13 protein-coding genes are annotated in these 18842 nt (G+C 53.3%); 4 read left to right on the plus strand and 9 right to left on the minus strand.

Annotated features, from left to right (window positions below; genetic code table 11):
- Positions 1-33: 33 nt before the first annotated feature.
- The 6 genes from RHH53_RS01295 to RHH53_RS01320 all read right to left on the minus strand — a co-directional run bounded on the left by RHH53_RS01295 (position 34) and on the right by RHH53_RS01320 (position 6183).
- Positions 34-612 carry a hypothetical protein gene (locus RHH53_RS01295; protein ID WP_302678641.1) on the minus strand — a complete coding sequence of 193 codons (579 nt, stop codon included), beginning with the start codon at positions 610-612 and terminating at the stop codon, positions 34-36.
- A gap of 105 nt (positions 613-717) precedes the next feature.
- A complete protein-coding gene (locus RHH53_RS01300; RefSeq protein WP_310743988.1) occupies positions 718-1317 on the minus strand; it encodes a hypothetical protein in 600 nt (199 codons plus the stop codon).
- A 281-nt stretch (positions 1318-1598) separates the two neighbouring features.
- Positions 1599-3302, minus strand: a complete 1704-nt coding sequence (locus RHH53_RS01305; RefSeq protein WP_302678643.1) for a R3H domain-containing nucleic acid-binding protein — start codon at positions 3300-3302, stop codon at positions 1599-1601.
- The gene (gene ldpA / locus RHH53_RS01310) at positions 3295-4323 is read right to left on the minus strand and encodes a circadian clock protein LdpA (RefSeq protein WP_310743989.1); all 1029 of its coding nucleotides are present in this window, start codon (positions 4321-4323) and stop codon (positions 3295-3297) included. Before ldpA ends, RHH53_RS01305 begins: the two co-directional genes overlap by 8 nt.
- A gap of 19 nt (positions 4324-4342) precedes the next feature.
- Positions 4343-5128 (minus strand): RNA polymerase sigma factor SigF, encoded by a 786-nt coding sequence (locus RHH53_RS01315; RefSeq protein ID WP_310743990.1) that lies wholly within the window; start codon positions 5126-5128, stop codon positions 4343-4345.
- A gap of 233 nt (positions 5129-5361) precedes the next feature.
- Positions 5362-6183, minus strand: a complete 822-nt coding sequence (locus RHH53_RS01320) for an undecaprenyl-diphosphate phosphatase (protein WP_206200726.1) — start codon at positions 6181-6183, stop codon at positions 5362-5364.
- A gap of 134 nt (positions 6184-6317) precedes the next feature.
- Between RHH53_RS01320 and RHH53_RS01325 the strand changes: the two genes are divergently transcribed.
- From RHH53_RS01325 to folE, 4 genes are all read left to right on the plus strand, one after another.
- Positions 6318-7166, plus strand: a complete 849-nt coding sequence (locus tag RHH53_RS01325; protein ID WP_310437910.1) for a hypothetical protein — start codon at positions 6318-6320, stop codon at positions 7164-7166.
- Positions 7167-7181: 15 nt separating this feature from the next.
- Entirely contained in the window at positions 7182-9569 is a 2388-nt protein-coding gene (gene recG, locus RHH53_RS01330) for an ATP-dependent DNA helicase RecG (protein WP_310453152.1), read from the plus strand.
- Between the two features lie 61 nt (positions 9570-9630).
- Complete coding sequence (gene ftsH2 / locus RHH53_RS01335; protein WP_206200729.1) at positions 9631-11526, plus strand: ATP-dependent zinc metalloprotease FtsH2; 1896 nt, start codon at positions 9631-9633, stop codon at positions 11524-11526.
- Between the two features lie 183 nt (positions 11527-11709).
- Complete coding sequence (folE, locus tag RHH53_RS01340) at positions 11710-12360, plus strand: GTP cyclohydrolase I FolE (protein ID WP_310437911.1); 651 nt, start codon at positions 11710-11712, stop codon at positions 12358-12360.
- Between the two features lie 87 nt (positions 12361-12447).
- On the opposite strand, the gene RHH53_RS01345 is transcribed toward folE, so the two are convergent.
- The 3 genes from RHH53_RS01345 to psaA form a co-directional block, all read right to left on the minus strand.
- The gene (locus RHH53_RS01345) at positions 12448-14115 is read right to left on the minus strand and encodes a mechanosensitive ion channel (protein ID WP_206200732.1); all 1668 of its coding nucleotides are present in this window, start codon (positions 14113-14115) and stop codon (positions 12448-12450) included.
- A gap of 256 nt (positions 14116-14371) precedes the next feature.
- Complete coding sequence (psaB, locus tag RHH53_RS01350; protein ID WP_206200733.1) at positions 14372-16597, minus strand: photosystem I core protein PsaB; 2226 nt, start codon at positions 16595-16597, stop codon at positions 14372-14374.
- 23 nt (positions 16598-16620) lie between these two features.
- On the minus strand, positions 16621-18828 hold the full coding sequence (psaA, locus tag RHH53_RS01355) for a photosystem I core protein PsaA (protein WP_399373354.1): 2208 nt from the start codon (positions 18826-18828) through the stop codon (positions 16621-16623).
- Positions 18829-18842 lie beyond the last annotated feature (14 nt).

Below are 18842 nucleotides of genomic sequence, written 5' to 3' on the forward strand. Positions count from 1 at the left end.
CGCTCCCACACCTCAGAGGAGAATTCCCTTGCTTTACCACGCGCGGGGCTGAAACTGCGGGTCGTTGAGAATTGCCACGCCATCCCCCGACTGTGCCAACACAAATAGACCCTGCCGATAGGCATAGTGAGCCACCTCAGGCGGCACAATCATCCCCGCCACGGCTCCCAAGAGTTTTGTGCCCCGATACTGATGAGCCAAACGGCGAAATTTGGCAATCCGCTCTAGGTGTTCATCCACATCACTTTGGCTGAGCTTGGTTTTCACCTCAACGAGAACGGCTTCATCGGTGTTAACGACCAACAGATCAATCTCTAGGCTCTCATTCCCATCTTGGAGGATCACATCGCTGTAGAGTTGGGAGACAGCAATCCCCCGACTCTGAAATAAGCGCAGCACGGCTGGACGTACCTGCCATTCCACAAATTCCCCAAGACGGTTACCCAGTTTGCCAATCTGTTGGTTAAGTTGGCGAGCTTCTTCTCGCAGTAACCGTTCAGTCTCTTGAAAACGCCGCTCAGTTTCTTGAAATCGGCGTTCTGTTTCCTTTTGAGCTTCCAGCAGCTCTCCCAATAACCGCCAAACATCCTCAGGGGTATGGGCTTGTGTCATGATCTTGGTCGGGTTTTCTAGGCTACAGCTAACCCTCTCATCATAGCCTAGGAGGCGCTCAGAGAATTTCCATCATAAACTGCGCAAGGGCACTGCCACTGTGCTTTACCACGCGCGGGGCTGAAACTGCAGGTCGTTGAGAATTGCCACGCCATCTCCCGACTGTGCCAACACAAATAGACTCTGCCGATAGGCATAGCGAGCCACCTCAGGCGGCACAATCATCCCCGCCACGGCTCCCAAGAGTTTTGTGCCCCGATACTGATGAGCCAAACGGCGAAATTTGGCAATCCGCTCTAGGTGTTCATCCACATCACTTTGGCTGAGTTTAGTTTTCACCTCAACGAGAACGGCTTCATCGGTGTTAACGACCAACAGATCAATCTCTAGGCTCTCATTCCCATCTTGGAGGATCACATCGCTGTAGAGTTGGGAGACAGCAATCCCCCGACTCTGAAATAAGCGCAGCACGGCTGGACGTACTTGCCATTCCACAAATTCCCCAAGGCCGTTGCCCAATTTACCAATCTGTTGGTTGAGCTGCCGTGCTTCTTCCCGTAGTAAGCGCTCAGTCTCTTGGAAACGTCGGTCAGTTTCTTGAAAACGCCGCTCAGTCTCCTGAAATCGACGTTCTGTTTCCTTTTGAGCTTCCAGTAACTCCCCCAATAACCGCCAAACATCTTCAGGGGTATATGCTTGTGTCATTGACTTGATTGAGGATTGCCGACAGATTCCGATATTTTCTGTACGATCATAGCCTAGGGAATAGAACCCATGAATGATCCACTACTCGCACAATTTCTAAACCTCAGCCGCTGACAAACAGGAACCTGCATTCATGCCCAAACTATACTTACTGCGCCCAAGATGAGGCCACCCGTGTCATTTTTGGCATCCCCAAGCAGGCCATCGCCCTTGGCGCTGTGCAGGATGTTTTGCCCATTGGGCGCAGAGGTGCCTTTTTGCAGGCGCCGGTAAATCCCTAATTAGCGTGATAGATTCGGGTAAATCCGCAGCCGCCGATTCGGCTCTTCACCAAAGCTACAGGAGGTCAACTGGTAGTGCTCAATCAACTCGTGTTGCATTCGCCGAATGTTGGCCGATCGCGGGAGTAGCTCCACTGCTTGCCCCTTGGGAATAACAATTTCTTCCACAGCTAAGCGCGCCTCCTCAAGGGCTTCCAATTCGTCATCACTGCCCGTTGGACTAAAGAGGGAAAGATCTGCTGACTCGGCTGGACTGGGGTCTTCAATGCCAAGCAAATGCCGTAACCCCCGCACAATTTGCGCCATACTATTTGTCTTAATGGCATGGACGGGGAGATGGTGAATATGGGCAAGGTGCCGCAGCTTGCTTTCCCCCTTGAGATGGGAGCGGAGCGTCAAAATCACATCCGCTTGATCAATATCCTTAGTGACAATAATGGGTAGGTTGAGAGTGCGAATGGCTTGCTCTAAATGATGGCGGCTGACGGCATAGGGAAAGACGTGGAGGGGGAGTTCTTCGCCATTCGGCCCAACCGTGGGGGTATCCAATGTGGCTTCGAGCAGTTGGGCAAAGTTGGCTCGCAGAGGTTCTTTGTTGGCATCGACGACGGGTAGCATCTGGCCACTCTCACGCCAAGAGGGACGCTGAGGCACAGATTTGACCTCCGATCGCTGGGAAGGAGGCTCAGGACGACTAATCACCACTGAGCCATCGGCAGCAACACTGCGAATTTCAGGTGAGGGTTGGCGACCCCGCAGTAGGAGATCCACACTGGCGGCCACATCGAGATGCACAACCCAGCGATCGCGCTCCAGCATTTCCACGGCTATTTGAAAAGTGGGTGGAGCTTTGCGTTCAAGAACACTCTTTTGGGTGCCCCGCCGCCGCGCTTCTTCATCCCCAAGGGTGACCGATTGAATGCCCCCCACCAAATCCGCGAGGGTCGGGTTTTTCATCAGGTTCTCAATTTGGTTGCCGTGGGCAGTACCAATCAGTTGTACGCCTCGCTCCGCAATGGTGCGTGCTGCTAGTGCCTCTAGTTCGGTGCCAATCTCATCAATGACAATCACTTGGGGCATGTGGTTTTCCACCGCCTCAATCATCACCTGATGCTGAAGTTCCGGGCGAGCCACCTGCATTCGTCGTGCCTTGCCAATCGCTGGATGGGGAATATCACCGTCGCCCGCAATTTCATTAGAGGTGTCAATAATCACTACCCGTTTGTGCAACTCATCGGCCAAGACGCGGGCAATTTCCCGTAGTGCCGTTGTTTTACCAACACCGGGGCGACCTAAAAGCAAAATAGACTGGCCACTTTCCACCAAGTCGCGAATCATACCAATCGTGCCAAAGACGGCTCGCCCCACCCGGCAGGTCAAGCCAATAATCGTTCCTTGGCGATTGCGCAGGGCACTAATGCGGTGCAGCGTACGCTCAATGCCAGCGCGATTGTCACCACTAAACTCACCCACCCGATCCACGGCATATTGCAACATCTCACGGCTGACGGGCGTCTCGGCAAGGTATTGGGTGCTGTGGATAAACCGTGCTTCCGGCAATCGCCCCAAATCGAGAACGATTTCTAAGAGTTCTTCCCGCTGTGGATGATCGGTGAGGGACTGTCCAAGGGGCGGCGGTAGGATCGCCAATAATTGATCGAGATCGTCAGTGACTTGGCGTTGTCCAGCAGTCAATTCAACCATAGGGTACAGAGGGTGACGGGACAGATTTCAAAGGAGACACAAGGGTAGCTGCTTCAGCAACAGCCGCTGCAAGGACGGCAGGAACAGTTTGCCAGGGTTGGTCGGCGATCGCGTGGAAAGGGGCAAGGCGTTTGCGAGCATAACTACCATAGGCAACACCAGCAATTCCCTGTGGATCTAGCAATCCCATTGCCCTGAGTTTAGCAACCGTATGGCCATTTGTGCCGCCCGCCAACTGCACAAATCCGGGTAAATTTGCCCCTAAAATGGCTTGACCCAATTGAATGGTGGCTCGTGTTGCACCATCGCCAATATCGCCACTCATGGGACGACCATCCGCCTGCCAAATGAGGGCACACTGCAACGGTTGAATCTGCCCATTGATCCAGCGCAAATAGTCAATTACTCCCTCGCCTTGGGGACAACTGATGGCTAGCACCTGTAAATAGCGCACCCAAGGCCGCACTCGCTGCCAAAGCTCGTGAAAGGCGCTGTAGCGTTGGGGTTGAGTATGAATTTCGAGGGCTTGGATCGTGCCCGCCTGAATCAGGGGCGTGAGCTGCTCAAAGACTGCGGGTTGCTCATCGGTGCGAATCAAACCCAAGGGGCACAGGGGTAAACAGCGGCCACAACCATAACAGCGATCGCGCACCACCCCCTGCACCTGTTCATCAAAGCGAATGGCGGCAGCAGGACAAATGCGTTCACAGGGGCGATCGCACCTTGGGGGACAGCGACTCGGATCAAACGTGGCCTTACGAAAATGCGGGTCAGCCCCATCATTAATACTCACCATCAGCAGGGGGCGAGTGGCCCCAAGGCTTGCCGCAACTGTCAAAGCGTGATTAGCCGCGTAAATCACGGCAGGGTCGGCGGCCACATCAATACAATCAGCCCCTGCCAGTGCATAGGCCAACGTCAAGTTATAAATTTGGGCAACATCTTGGAAACTGGCACCGTTAATGAGTTTGAACCAACGATGTGCCGCTAAAGCCGCTAGGGGGGCAGCAAAATTAACCATAAATATATTTTATGCGTTTTCAGGATTCAGCGTCGTCGTGACTCATCATCCGTTGTAGGGCTTGCAGGCCTTTTTTAATCTGGCGAGAAACTGTGACCGCACTTAGACCCAAGAGTTCAGCAGTTTCTTTTTGACTCAAATCGTGCAAAAAGACAAATTCCAGAATCTGACAGGTGCGGGCTTCTAGTTTTTGCAGACACTGCTGCAAACGAATGCGATCTTCTTGGGCGAGTTGAAAACTTTGGTACCGTTGATCGGGCACGATGTCCCCTAGGCAAACACTGTCCTCTTCCCCTTCGAGGGCGGGGGCATCTAGGCTGACCGGGGTGGTGTGGTAGTTGGCAAATTTTGCCGCTTGCCATTCTTCAAGGGGAACATCGAGCGCTTGGGCAATTTCGTTATCGGTGGGGGGGCGATGCAGTTGTTGGCGGAGTTCTTGAATCACCCGCTTTCCTTGGCTTTGGAGGGCTTGCCAACGGCGGGGGACGCGAATTTGTGGACTTTTGTCGCGCAAATAATGTTGAATTTCACCGCGAATGTAGGGAATGGCAAAGGAACTAAAGGCCACGCCCTTACTGGGATCAAAGCGTTCAATGGCGTGAATGAGGCCAAGGGTGCCCACTTGCATCAGGTCGTCAAAGCTTTCTTGGGTGCACTGTACCCAGCGATGGGCTTCCTTGCGTACCAGTCCCATGTTCAACTCGACAAGGCGATTCCGCAATTCGCGTGCAGGGTTGTCTTGGTATGCCTGCAACAGCGAGAGGGTGGAATGCTTGAGGTCAGTATTGGCTGTCGTGCTGAACATAGAACACACCGTACCTTAAATCCCCCACAGCTTCAAAATGAGCAGATCAATGAGCACATCCTACGGTCTTCTTGGGTTATTGAACAACAACTTAAATAGATACCTGAACTAGATATCAACTGCGACTATGAAATCGCCTATTCTTACGATTCCACATCTAGTATGGCAAGGCATCCGTAGTTTCCCTGTGATCTCGACCACAGGTTAGGTTAAATTTTGCTAAATGTTGTTCCTTAGGTTCGCAGACTACCGAGGGCGATCGCGCCCCACAATGCAGTTCCCAAGCCAATGCGATACCAGATAAAGACCCAAGTGGAATGGCGTTGCAGGAATCGCAGCAGCCAAGCGATCGCCAAATAGGAAAAAACCATGCTCGAGAGTGTGGCAATCACAAGAGGAATAAACAGCGTCCCCTCATCAAAAACATCTTTGGCTTGAACAAGGGTGGCGATCGTCAGTGTGGGAATGCCCAACAGAAAAGAAAAGCGCGCCGCTGTTTGCCGCTCCAGCCCTAAAAATAAAGCTGTCGTTAGCGTGGAGCCTGAACGCGAAGCCCCCGGCAGCAGGGCAATCATCTGGCCACAACCCACTAGAAAGCCATCTAAAATGCCAATGTCTTGATAGGTGCGTTTGCGGGAACCCCATTTTTCTGCGAATCCCAAAAGAATTGCCATGGCGATCGCCATCGTGGCAATGATCTGAGGCCGATCCAACTCAACTTTGGCCCATTTCAGAAGAAGTCCTGCCGCTAGTGCGGGAATCGTGCCCACCGTGATCCCAACCAACAGTTTCCATTCTTCCCGCTGCCAATCCCGCTGTTGCCATGCCTGCCAAGCCCCTTGGACAATTTGGCGAATATCCTGCCAGAAATAGCCAAAAACCGCGATCACGCTACCAAATTGCATCGCATCTAGGGCAGTTTTATGCCAGACACTTTTCCACCCCAAGAGGTCACTAAAGAGAATCAAGTGAGCGGTACTGCTAATGGGCAAGAACTCTGTAATACCTTGCACGAAGCCGAGGATGACTGCTTGCAGCCAGAGAATAATATCCACGTTTCTGTCTCACCTTTGCAACCCCACTATCTTGCCATGAGTCGGTGAACAGGCTATCCTCGCCAAGATGTTGTAATAGATTGTAGAAACAGTCTTCTTAAACGCAGCAGCACTGTTTTGCCAGTTAGGCGTGTATGTCGGGTAACTTAGAAGCCGTTGAGCGGGAAATTTTAGGGTTACAGGGGATGCTATTGGCCGCCTTGGCGGAAATGCGTCAGCTTTATGATGTTTATCTAGAAATGCTCGCCCCCATTGCCCGCCAGCAGTTGATCACCGTCAGTTATCAGGTGTGCACTCAAGTCTTTCCAGAGAAATTTTTGACCCTTGAAGACCCAGAGCGACAGGATCTTCAGCGTCAGATTGTTGAACTGGCGATCGCCTTGGAAACCACGATTTTAGGCCTACAGCCCCGTCGCCAAGAAGACTCAACTGCAAAGCAAGAGGCGACGAATGGGGAAGAAAACGCAACCAAGGAACAGGAACCCCCCTCCCTATCGGAGCAATTGAGCCAAGTTCTTTATCAAAGTTCGCTCAAGATGAACCATCTACTGCAACGGGCGGCTATCTTACCGCCTGCCCCAATCGCGGTCATTTTAGAGATTGCCAGTAAGGCGGAAAATCGTCCCCTTGGGCGGATTCCCCATTTGTTGACGATGATGCTAGATGAGCAGAAACTACAAGAGGAGGGCGAAGAGGAGCGAGACACCAGTGAGTCCCCAAGGGAATCTTCCAGTCATCACCCCATGGCAGCCATTTACCTGCAACTTGAGGAACTGGAGTTTCAGCATCCTCCCCTCGGCAATCAGCGCAGTCAAATTCGCCAACTGGAAGCACGTCTGGCCACCCTCCAGAAGCAACTGCATAAAAAACAGCGGCAATATCTGGTTCTCAAGGCCAGTCGGGCATGGTGGCAAACGTGGAAAGCCAATGAAGCCGCAGACGCGACCGCCAGTGTCCCCGAAGCAATGGATGGTGAGCAATAGGGAAGGAGGCCTGCTGTGTCCCTTGACTGGCCACGCCTACAACGCGCCCTTGCCATTGAAACGGAGCGGGGTTTTTGCAACCTTCAGGGCAATACCTATAGGTTTAATGAGTATTTACACGCAGCGTTAACGCAAGCCCCTCTGCAACAACTCCCCCTTCAGGTGCGCGATCGCTGGCAGGAAACGGCGGCAGCCTATGCCCACTACAACGATCTCTCCCCCAGCCAACGACAACACCTCGTGGTGAAAACGCGCCAACTGCTCCACGATGTCCACAAACAACTCACGAGTCCACCCCCGCGCCCCCGTCCCCTCGATCAAGCGCTCAAAACAGTGAATGGGATTGGTGAGCGCACTGCGGCGAAACTGGAAAAACTTGGGCTTTATACGGTTGCGGATCTCATTTACTACTTCCCCCGCGATCACATTGACTATGCCCGCCAAGTGCCGATTCGGCAACTCCAAGCTGGGGAGACCGTCACCCTTGTGGGTAAAGTCCGCCGTTGCAACTGTTTTACCAGTCCCCGCAATGCCAAGCTGACGATTTTAGAAATTGTTCTTCAAGATCGCACCGGGCAAATTCGCCTGAGTCGCTTCTATGCGGGTGCCCGCTATGCCCAACGGGGGTGGCAAGAGCAGCAAAAACGCCTCTATGCCCCACAGACCATCGTTGCTGCCTCTGGCCTCGTGAAACTGACGAAGTATGGCCTTACCCTTGAAGATCCGCAGTTGGAAGTGCTGGATCATGCTGGGGCAGAAATAGACTCCCTCACGATTGGCCGTATTGTGCCGGTCTATCCCTTAACGGAGGGAGTATCTCCCGATGTGATTCGCCGTGCGGTCGATCGCGTTCTGCCCTTGGTGCAGGGCTATCCTGATCCCCTACCGCAGGCGCTGCGCCAACGTCATCAACTCATGCCCTTAGACATGGCGCTGCGGCACATTCACTTTCCCGCGGATCAAAGGCGACTGAGTCTGGCACGGCGGCGGCTGATTTTTGATGAATTTTTCTACCTGCAACTGGGATTGCTCCAACGGCGGCGCCAGCAGCAACAGCAGGCCAGTGCCCCCCTCAACCCCCAAGGGGAACTGATTGAGCAGTTTTACCAGGGGCTGCCCTTTCAACTCACAGGGGCGCAGCAGCGGGTGGTGGCGGAAATTTTGGCGGATTTAGAGCGCCCGATTCCCATGAATCGCCTTGTCCAAGGGGATGTGGGATCCGGCAAAACCGTTGTCGCTGTGATTGCGCTATTGGCGGCTGTGCAGTCGGGTTACCAAGCAGCTCTGATGGCACCCACAGAGGTTCTGGCGGAGCAGCACTACCGCAAGCTCTTGGAATGGCTCACCCCTTTGCATGTGCCGGTGGAATTGCTCACAGGATCGATACGTACAGCCAAGCGCCGCCAGATTCTGGATCAATTGGCAACGGGGGAATTGCCGGTGCTGGTGGGCACCCATGCTCTGATCCAAGAGGGGGTGACGTTTCAGCGCCTCGGTCTCGTGGTGATTGATGAACAGCACCGCTTTGGGGTGGCACAACGGGCAAAGCTGCAAGCCAAGGGACTCCTGCCCCACGTGTTGACTATGACGGCGACACCGATTCCCCGCACGCTTGCCTTGACCCTCCATGGGGATTTGGATGTGAGTCAAATTGATGAATTGCCCCCCGGTCGGCAGCCGATTCAAACAACCGTCTTGGGACGGGGCGATCGCTCCTGCGCCTATGATTTAATCCGCCGTGAAGTGGCCCAAGGGCGGCAAGCGTATATTGTCCTGCCTTTGGTTGAGGAATCGGAAAAACTGGATCTGAAATCCGCCATTGCCGAGCACGAGCGATTACAAACGGAGATTTTTCCCAATTTTCGCGTCGGGCTGCTCCACGGTCGCATGGCATCGAGTGACAAGGATGCCACGATTCAAGCCTTTGCCAAGGGGGAATTGGATATTCTGGTGGCTACCACGGTGGTCGAGGTGGGGGTGGATGTCCCCAATGCCACGGTGATGCTCATTGAACATGCTGAACGCTTTGGCCTATCCCAACTCCATCAACTGCGGGGGCGGGTGGGGCGGGGTGCCCAACAGTCCTATTGTCTGCTGCTCAATAGTTCTCGCAATGATGCTGCCAAGCAACGGCTGAATGTGCTGGCGCAGTCTCAGGATGGCTTCTTTATTGCAGAGATGGATCTGCGGCTGCGCGGTCCGGGGGAGGTTTTGGGGACGCGGCAATCGGGATTACCGGACTTTGCCCTCGCTAGCCTTGTTGAGGATCAAGATTGCCTAGAGGCGGCGCGATCGGCGGCCAGTGAACTGATCGCCCAGGATCCTGAGTTACGGGGCTATCCTCTGCTGCAAGCAGTTCTCCAGCAACGGCGCGATCGCCTGCTTGAGGGCATGATGAACTAATACTCCCCCTTTGGGAGGGATATGTTAAATTTAGTTAAGAACCTGATAAAAAGCGCCGCCAATGAAAGTCTCTTGGAAAACAGTTCTCCTTTGGTCAATCCCCCTACTGCTCATGGGGGTTCTCCTCTGGCAGGGGGCGAGCAACTTTATGCTCAATCAAAGTCAGCCTCCTCTGAATACTGCCAGTACGCGCATGAGCTATGGGCGATTCCTCAACTATTTAGATGCGGGTCGCATTAGTAAAGTGGACATTTTCGATAATGGTCGCACCGCCATTGTGGATGTCTCTGATCCAGAATTGATTAACGGTCGTCCCCTGCGGGTACGGGTAGATATGCCGGGGACGGCTCCAGAAGTCATTAGTAAACTGCGGGAGCAGCACATAGAAATTGATGTCCATCCCGCTCGCAATGATGGTGCCCTGTGGGGACTCTTGGGTAATTTACTCTTCCCCGTCTTGCTCTTGGGGGGACTCTTTTTCCTCTTCCGCCGCTCCAGCAACGTGCCCGGAGGACCAGGTCAGGCGATGAACTTCGGTAAGTCTCGCGCCCGCTTCCAAATGGAGGCCAAAACGGGTGTCATGTTTGACGATGTTGCTGGTGTCGATGAAGCCAAGGAAGAACTACAAGAGGTGGTCACCTTCCTGAAGAAGCCCGAGAAATTTACAGCGGTGGGTGCTCGCATTCCCAAAGGGGTTCTCCTAGTAGGTCCCCCCGGCACGGGGAAAACGATGCTCGCCAAGGCGATCGCGGGTGAGGCAGGGGTACCCTTCTTCTCCATCTCGGGTTCAGAATTTGTCGAGATGTTTGTTGGTGTTGGTGCCTCCCGCGTCCGGGACTTGTTCCGCAAGGCCAAGGAAAATGCTCCCTGTCTCATCTTTATTGATGAAATTGATGCTGTGGGTCGCCAACGCGGGGCTGGCATTGGCGGCGGTAACGATGAGCGGGAGCAAACCCTCAACCAACTGCTGACCGAAATGGATGGCTTTGAGGGGAATACCGGCATCATTGTGATTGCGGCAACCAACCGCCCGGATGTCTTGGATGCGGCTCTCCTGCGTCCGGGTCGTTTTGACCGACAGGTGGTGGTGGATGCGCCGGATATTAAGGGTCGCTTGGCGATTCTCAAGGTGCATGCCCGCAACAAGAAATTGGCGCCCGAAGTTTCCCTTGAGGCGATCGCTCGCCGTACCCCCGGCTTTACGGGTGCCGATTTGGCCAACCTCCTCAATGAAGCGGCGATTCTCACGGCCCGGCGGCGGAAACCCGCCATCACCATGCTGGAAATTGACGATGCCGTGGACCGGGTTGTTGCTGGTATGGAGGGCACACCGCTGATTGACGGCAAGAGCAAGCGCCTCATCGCCTACCACGAAGTGGGTCATGCCATTGTCGGTACGCTGCTCAAGGATCACGATCCTGTGCAAAAAGTGACATTAGTGCCTCGTGGTCAAGCCCGTGGCCTGACTTGGTTCATGCCTTCAGAGGATTCCGGATTGATCTCGCGATCGCAACTGATGGCGCGGATGGCTGGTGCCTTGGGCGGTCGGGCTGCTGAATACGTCGTCTTTGGCGATGCTGAAGTCACGACTGGTGCTGGCAATGACCTGCAGCAAGTGACAGCGATGGCACGGCAAATGGTGACCCGCTTTGGTATGTCAGATCTAGGACCTCTCTCCTTGGAAACCCAAAACGGTGAAGTGTTCTTGGGGCGGGACTTGGTGTCTCGAACAGAATACTCCGAAGAAATTGCGGCTCGCATTGATGCCCAAGTGCGGGAGTTGGTGCAGCACAGCTACGAACTTGCCATCAAGATTATCCGGGACAATCGCGTGGTCATTGACCGCCTCGTCGATCTCCTAGTAGAGAAAGAAACCATTGATGGTGAAGAGTTCCGGCAAATTGTTGCTGAATACACCGTTGTTCCCGATAAAGAGCGCTTTGTACCGCAGCTTTAGATAAGCTAAATTAGTAGATTCAATCGCCCTAACCCCTCTCCCAGTGCGGATGAGGGGGATTTTATTTTGACTGCTTTTCCTCTGTAAATTCTATGCTCAACTAAACCGACTTTCATGTCAGTTTCCTTGACACCATTTCCACCAGTAAATAGAATGATAATCGTTATTATTTTTAGGTACCCTATGTCCCAGCAATCCCGTAACCAGTTGTTAACCGTGCAAAGCAGCCTTGAAAGTATACCCACCTGCGTCTCGACCCAGGTGTCAGATGCTGAGATGGAGCAGGCGGTTCGCACACTCCTCATCGGGCTAGGGGAAAATCCTGATCGCGAAGGCCTGCGGGATACCCCCAAACGGGTTGTTCAAGCCTTGAAGTTTTTAACCAGTGGCTACCGCCAATCCTTGGATGAGTTGCTGAATGGTGCCGTTTTTTACGAAGACACCAATGAGATGGTCTTGGTGCGCGACATCGATCTCTTTAGTTGTTGTGAGCACCATATTCTGCCAATCATTGGGCGAGCCCATGTCGCCTACATTCCCAATGGCAGGGTCATTGGCCTGTCAAAAATTGCCCGCATTTGCGAGATGTATGCGCGGCAGCTACAGGTGCAGGAGCGCCTGACCCAACAAATTGCAAATGCTTTGCAAGGACTCCTGAAACCGCAAGGGGTGGCTGTGGTTGTTGAGGCCACCCATATGTGTATGGTGATGCGAGGCGTACAAAAACCGGGCTCTTGGACGGTCACCAGTTCAATGCAAGGGGTGTTTGCTGAAGATGCCCGCACCCGCCAAGAGTTCCTAGATCTGATCCGCCACCAACCCTCCTTCCGCTAGTCTGATTACCAGACGAGGGGGAGAGGACACCTTTCTCCCCCTTTTGTGGGAAAAACTGAATCCCTAGGCCAGCTCTTGCTACTTGCCTCAATTATTTTCAGAATTTCTGCCTTTGAGCAAATTCAGCCATTCCTCAACTTGAGCCGCTGCAATTTGCCGGCATCCCAAGCCAAAGGCAAGGGCGATCGCCACCGCAATAGAACCAAAGAGCAAGCCAAAGGCTAAATTGACAATGCTCGTTGCAATGCCCATCTGCTGCAGAGCCATTGCCCCCACAAACGTCATCGTTGCTAGCCGTGCCGCCTGAGCGAGAAAACGCCCTTGGGAGGTGCCAGAACTAGCAACAAGCCGAAATACTAAATTGGCAAAGTACAACCCTACCGCTAAGATCAGCGTTCCGACCAACACCCGACCAATCACCACTACTAGGGCAGTGACAAAAGCACTGAGAGCAGGAATATCCAGTACATCAACGGCAGCGATCGCTCCAAATAACAAAACGCCAACAAAGGCAACGATGCCCATCACTTCTGAGGGCTGTCGCCAGCGCTGCTCGGGTGCCTCCGCAGGCTGAGACTCCTGAGAATCCACCATCGGACGCTCTAGACCTAGCCAGACCAACACTTGATCAAAGCCGATGGTTTGCAGGAAATTGGTAACCGTCTCCGCCACAAAGCGGCCAATTACATAGGCCAGCAGCAGAATAATGGCTGCAGTAAAAATTTTCGGCAATGCCGTCAGCACTTGGTTTAGCATTGCCGTTGCCGGTTCCGTAATGGCCACGATTTGTAGCGCATCAAGGCTAGCGATCGCCGTCGGAATCAAGATTAAGACATAGACAATCGTACCGATGACCGTTGCTAGGGATTCCCCTAAACTGGTTTGCCCTAGACCGAGGCGCTGACCAATGCGCTGAATTCCCATGGCCGTCATTAAGTTAATGACTAAACTGCGGACAATGCGGGCAATAAACCAACCGACAACCGCGATAATCACCGCCTTAAAGACAAAAGGCAGTGCGCCTAGAATATCATTCAAGAGATTTTGTACAGGCTGCAATGAGCCTTGCAGATCAAGCACCCCCAAAATTAGGGGCAGGAAGAAAAGAAAAACAAACCAATAGAGGGTATTTCCCAACATCTCAGCCACAGACATGGTGGCCGGCCCCTCTGAGGAACCATTCCCCTCAGATTCAAGGGGGAGTTGACGATCCAAATTCAAAGAACGGGCAGACTGAGTGACCACCATTTTCGATATAGTTGCTACTACCCAAGCTACATCCGCCAGCAGGATCGCTGCCCCCAGCTTTGGCAGGAAACTAAAAACTTGATTGAGAAACGCATTGAGGGGCTGTGACACTGTCGTCAAGCGCAGGGCATCTAAAAAGGCCACCACCGCCAGCAAAAGAATGACCCAGAAAACTACTGCTGCCAGAATCGCAGTCACTGATATGCTTTGGAGCGACTCATTTCCACCAAAGAATTGGGTCAATCGTTCATCAACCCGCATTCGTTTCAAAACCGAGCGTGTTATCTTTGCCAGAATAGTGGCAACAATCCAGCCAATGAGCAGCAAAGCAACTGCAATAATGACTTGCGCTAAAAGGCTCCCCAAATTGTTGAGATCAAAAGCTGGATTCACTGAATTTTCACCGACAATTTGGGAAGTTTCTTCAGTATTAACTTGAGCCAACAAGCCTTCAATAGGGTTCTTAGATGAAAACCTTAAAATAGCTAGGTTAAATGTATCACGCATTACAACCGTCCTCAATTCAGACACACCCTTATCAATGCAAAATTCAGTCCTAGGATATCTAAAAAGTAGCGTGATGTCATTGAAAAACGTTTTTAGGTACTGAGATATTGAGATATGTTAAAAAATCCTAACTGTGGTCACTAGCAAGGAATCAGTTGGCTCGCTCTGAAACAAGCAGCTACAACTTGTTATCAAACACAAAAATCCCCCACCTAGAGGCAGGGGAGCTGACAAAATTTAACTTAACTTAAGTAGATCAACCGAACTTGGCTGCGGTTGAGGCAATCAGGAAGGCCGCATAGGTCAAGATGTAGCCAACGCTGAAGTGTGCCAGACCCACCAAGCGGGCTTGCACAATCGACAGCGCCACCGGCTTGTCTTTCCAACGCACCAAGTTGGCCAAGGGAGTGCGCTCATGCGCCCACACCAAGGTTTCAATCAGCTCTTGCCAGTAACCACGCCAGCTAATCAGGAACATGAAGCCTGTTGCCCACACAAGGTGACCAAACAGGAACATCCATGCCCACACCGACAGGTTATTGGTGCCGAAGGGGTTGTAGCCATTGATGAGCTGGGAGGAGTTCAACCAGAGGTAATCCCGCAGCCAACCCATGAGGTAGGTAGAGTTTTCGTTGAACTGAGCCACATTGCCTTCCCAGACACCAAGGTGTTTCCAGTGCCAGTAGAAGGTAACCCAGCCAATGGTGTTCAGCATCCAGAACATGGCCAGATAGAAGGCATCCCATGCAGAAATATCGCAGGTACCGCCACGGCCGGGGCCATCGCAGGGGAAGGCATAGCCGAAGTCTTTCTTATCTGGCATCAGTTTGGAGCCACGGGCATCCAACGCACCTTTGACCAAAATCAAGGTGGTGGTGTGCAGACCCAAGGCAATGGCGTGGTGCACCAAGAAGTCACCGGGGCCAATCGTCAAGAACAGAGAGTTGGTGCCACTGTTGATGGCATCGAGCCAGCCGGGTAGCCAGACATTGCCGTAGTTCGGCCAAGCGGTGCTAGCAATGCTATCGGGGTTCGACAGCAGCGTATCAAAGCCATAGAGCAGTTTGCCATGGGCCGCTTGAATGAACTGAGCAAACACCGGCTCAATGAGGATTTGCTTTTCGGGGGTACCAAAGGCCACCACGACATCGTTGTGGACATAGAGACCCAAGGTGTGGAAGCCCAAGAAGAGGGACACCCAGCTTAGGTGGGAAATGATCGCCTCTTTGTGTTGTAGTACCCGATCCAACACATTGCCTTTGTTTTGGGCTGGATCATAGTCCCGCACCAAGAAGATAGCCCCATGGGCAAAGGCACCCACCATCAAGAAGCCAGCAATGTACTGGTGATGGGTATAGAGGGCAGCCATCGTGGTGTGGTCTTGGGCAATGAAGGCATAGGGTGGCAGCGAGTACATGTGCTGTGCTACCAAGGAGGTGATCACGCCCAAGCAGGCCAAGTGCCAACCCAACTGGAAGTGTAGCGAGTTGTTATAGGTTTCATAGATGCCTTGGTGAGGCATGTTGAAGGGACCTTCCACCTTCGTGCCAAAGAAGTCCTTGGCATCCATCATCTCTTTAATGCTGTGGCCAATCCCAAACTGGGTGCGGTACATGTGACCCGCCACAATAAAGAGCACCGCGATCGCAAGGTGGTGGTGCGCCATATCCGTGAGCCACAGGGACTCCGTTTGGGGATGGAAGCCACCCAAGAAGGTGAGAATCGCCGTTCCAGCACCCTGTGCCGTGCCAAAGATGTGGCTAGCCGTGTCAGGGTTTTGGGCATAGACACCCCAGTTGCCCGTAAAGAAGGGCGCCAAACCAGCGGGGTGGGGCATGGTGCTCAGGAAATTATCCCAGCCCACGTGCTGACCACGGGACTCCGGAATGGCCACGTGAATCAGGTGACCCGCCCAAGCCAAGGAGCTAACGCCAAACAGACCGGCCAAGTGGTGGTTCAACCGCGATTCGGCATTTTTGAACCAAGAGAGGCTAGGACGGAATTTGGGTTGTAGGTGCAGCCAGCCGGCAAAGAGAGCCAGCGAAGCCAGAATCAGCAGGAAGATGGCACCTTGGTAGAGGTCACCGTTGGTGCGCATACCGATGGTGTACCACCAGTGATAGACACCGGAGTAGGCAATGTCCACAGGGTTAGCAGCCCCCGCTTGGGTAAAGGCATCCACTGCGGCTTTGCCAAATTGAGGATCCCAGATCGCATGGGCGATGGGACGGGTGTTGACAGGGTCTTGAATCCATTGTTCAAAGTTCCCCTGCCACGCAACGTGGAATAGGCTACCAGACACCCACAGGAAGATGATGGCCAGATGCCCAAAGTGGGAGGCAAAAATCTTCTGGTAAAGATTTTCCTCGGTCATGCCATCGTGGCTTTCGAAGTCGTGAGCCATGGCGATGGCGTACCAAATCCGGCGTGTGGTCGGATCCTGTGCGAGGTCTTGGCTAAACTTCGGAAATTTAGTTGCCATAGTTGGTTATCTCCTCCTCGCCCCTATCCTACAGAAATAATCCGAGCTAGGAAGAATGCCCAAGTAGTGGCAATCCCCCCTAGGAGGTAATGGGCTACACCGACGGCACGGCCTTGAATAATGCTCAGGGCACGGGGCTGAATGGCCGGTGCAACTTTCAGCTTGTTGTGGGCCCAAACAATGGACTCAATCAGCTCTTGCCAGTAGCCACGACCACTGAAGAGGAACATGAGGCTGAAGGCCCAAATGAAGTGAGCACCCAAGAACAACAAACCATAGGCGGATAGGGCTGAACCATAGGAGCCAATCACCTGAGAAGCTTGTGCCCACAGGAAGTCCCGTAGCCAGCCATTGATGGTGATGGCACTTTGGGCAAAGTTACCGCCCGTGATGTGAGATACCGTGCCATCGGGAGCAACAGTACCCCAGACATCCGACTGCATCTTCCAACTGAAGTGGAAAATCACAACAGAGATGCAGTTGTACATCCAGAACAGACCCAAGAAGACGTGATCCCAACCGGAGACTTGGCAGGTACCGCCACGACCGGGACCATCGCAGGGGAAGCGGAAGCCCAAGTTGGCTTTATCGGGAATGAGGCGAGAGCTGCGGGCAAAGAGGACGCCCTTCAGCAGAATCAGCACTGTCACGTGGATGGTGAAAGCGTGAATATGGTGCACCATGAAATCGGCCGTTCCCAGAACAATGGGCATCATGGCGACTTTGCCACCGACAGCAACCACATCACCACCAAAGGCAACACTAGCGGTGGCAGCAGCATTGGGAGCCGTACCACCGGGGGCTAGGGTGTGTAGGTGTTGTACCCATTGGGCAAAGACAGGCTGAAGCTGAATGCCAGTGTCCGAGAACATATCTTGGGGACGACCAAAGGCACGCATCGTGTCGTTGTGGACGTACAGACCAAAGCTGTGGAAGCCCAAGAAGATGCACACCCAGTTCAGGTGAGAAATGATGGCATCGCGATGGCGCAGTACCCGATCCAGAACGTTGTTTTGATTCATGGCCGGATCGTAATCACGCACCATGAAGATGGCACCGTGGGCAGCACCACCCACAATCAGGAAGCCGCCAATCCACATGTGGTGGGTAAACAGCGACAGTTGGGTGGGATAGTCGGTGGCCAAGTAAGGATAGGGGGGCATTGCATACATGTGCTGCGCCACAATAATGCTCAGCGAACCCATCATGGCTAGGTTGATCGCCAGTTGGGCATGCCAAGAGGTGGTCAGCACTTCGTACAGACCTTTGTGGCCGGCACCGGTGAAGGGGCCTTTGTGGGCTTCAAGAATCTCTTTGAGGCTGTGGCCAATCCCCCAATTGGTGCGGTACATGTGACCGGCAATGATGAAAAGGACAGCGATCGCCACGTGATGGTGAGCCGTATCCGACAGCCACAGGCCACCGGTAACAGGGTTCAAGCCGCCGTTAAAGGTCAGGAAATCCGAGTAGGCAGCCCAATTAAGGGTGAAGAAGGGAATGACGCCACTCAAAAAACCCCAATCCACTTTGGGATATAGGTCGGCCATCAAGCTGGGGTTAAGGATAAACTCGTGGGGCAAGGGAATATCCTTAGCAGCAACCCCTGCATCCAAGAGTTTGTTGATGGGTAGCGAGACGTGGATCTGGTGACCTGCCCAAGCCAAAGACCCCAAGCCAAGCAAGCCGGCGAGGTGGTGGTTGAGCATGGATTCCACGTTTTGGAACCATTCCAGCTTAGGAGCGCGCTTGTGATAGTGGAACCAGCCTGCAAAGAGCATTAAGCCAGCCATGACCAAGCCACCGATTGCGGTGCAGTAAAGCTGGAACTCATTGGTGATCCCAGAGGCACGCCACAGTTGGAATAGCCCCGAGGTGATTTGGATGCCGTGGAAACCACCGCCGACATCACCATTGAGAATGCCTTGACCCACAATGGGCCAGACCACTTGAGCACTGGGCTTGATACCGGTGGGATCGGCCAGCCAAGCCTCATAGTTTGAGAATTTTGCACCGTGGAAGTACATCCCACTCAGCCAGATGAACACCACAGCCAGATGGCCGAAGTGTGCACTGAAGATCTTGCGGGAAATATCTTCAAGGTCGCTCGTGTGTGTATCAAAATCGTGGGCAAGAGCGTGGAGGTTCCAAATCCATGTGGTGGTTTGGGGTCCTCTGGCCAAGGTGCGGTCAAAATGCCCGGGTTTTGCCCATTTTTCAAACGATGTGGACACCGGGTCATTGTCAA

The organism is Thermosynechococcus sp. PKX82 (assembly GCF_031583255.1).
Taxonomy (GTDB): Bacteria; Cyanobacteriota; Cyanobacteriia; order Thermosynechococcales; family Thermosynechococcaceae; genus Thermosynechococcus.

Bases quoted from the DNA above. Each gene is read 5' to 3' on its own strand.
- RHH53_RS01295 (WP_302678641.1), bottom strand. From the start codon at position 612: ATGACACAAGCCCATACCCCTGAGGATGTTTGGCGGTTATTGGGAGAG.
- RHH53_RS01300 (WP_310743988.1), bottom strand. From the start codon at position 1,317: ATGACACAAGCATATACCCCTGAAGATGTTTGGCGGTTATTGGGGGAG.
- RHH53_RS01305 (WP_302678643.1), bottom strand. From the start codon at position 3,302: ATGGTTGAATTGACTGCTGGACAACGCCAAGTCACTGACGATCTCGAT.
- ldpA (WP_310743989.1), bottom strand. From the start codon at position 4,323: ATGGTTAATTTTGCTGCCCCCCTAGCGGCTTTAGCGGCACATCGTTGG.
- RHH53_RS01315 (WP_310743990.1), bottom strand. From the start codon at position 5,128: ATGTTCAGCACGACAGCCAATACTGACCTCAAGCATTCCACCCTCTCG.
- RHH53_RS01325 (WP_310437910.1), top strand. From the start codon at position 6,318: ATGTCGGGTAACTTAGAAGCCGTTGAGCGGGAAATTTTAGGGTTACAG.
- ftsH2 (WP_206200729.1), top strand. From the start codon at position 9,631: ATGAAAGTCTCTTGGAAAACAGTTCTCCTTTGGTCAATCCCCCTACTG.
- folE (WP_310437911.1), top strand. From the start codon at position 11,710: ATGTCCCAGCAATCCCGTAACCAGTTGTTAACCGTGCAAAGCAGCCTT.
- RHH53_RS01345 (WP_206200732.1), bottom strand. From the start codon at position 14,115: ATGCGTGATACATTTAACCTAGCTATTTTAAGGTTTTCATCTAAGAAC.
- psaB (WP_206200733.1), bottom strand. From the start codon at position 16,597: ATGGCAACTAAATTTCCGAAGTTTAGCCAAGACCTCGCACAGGATCCG.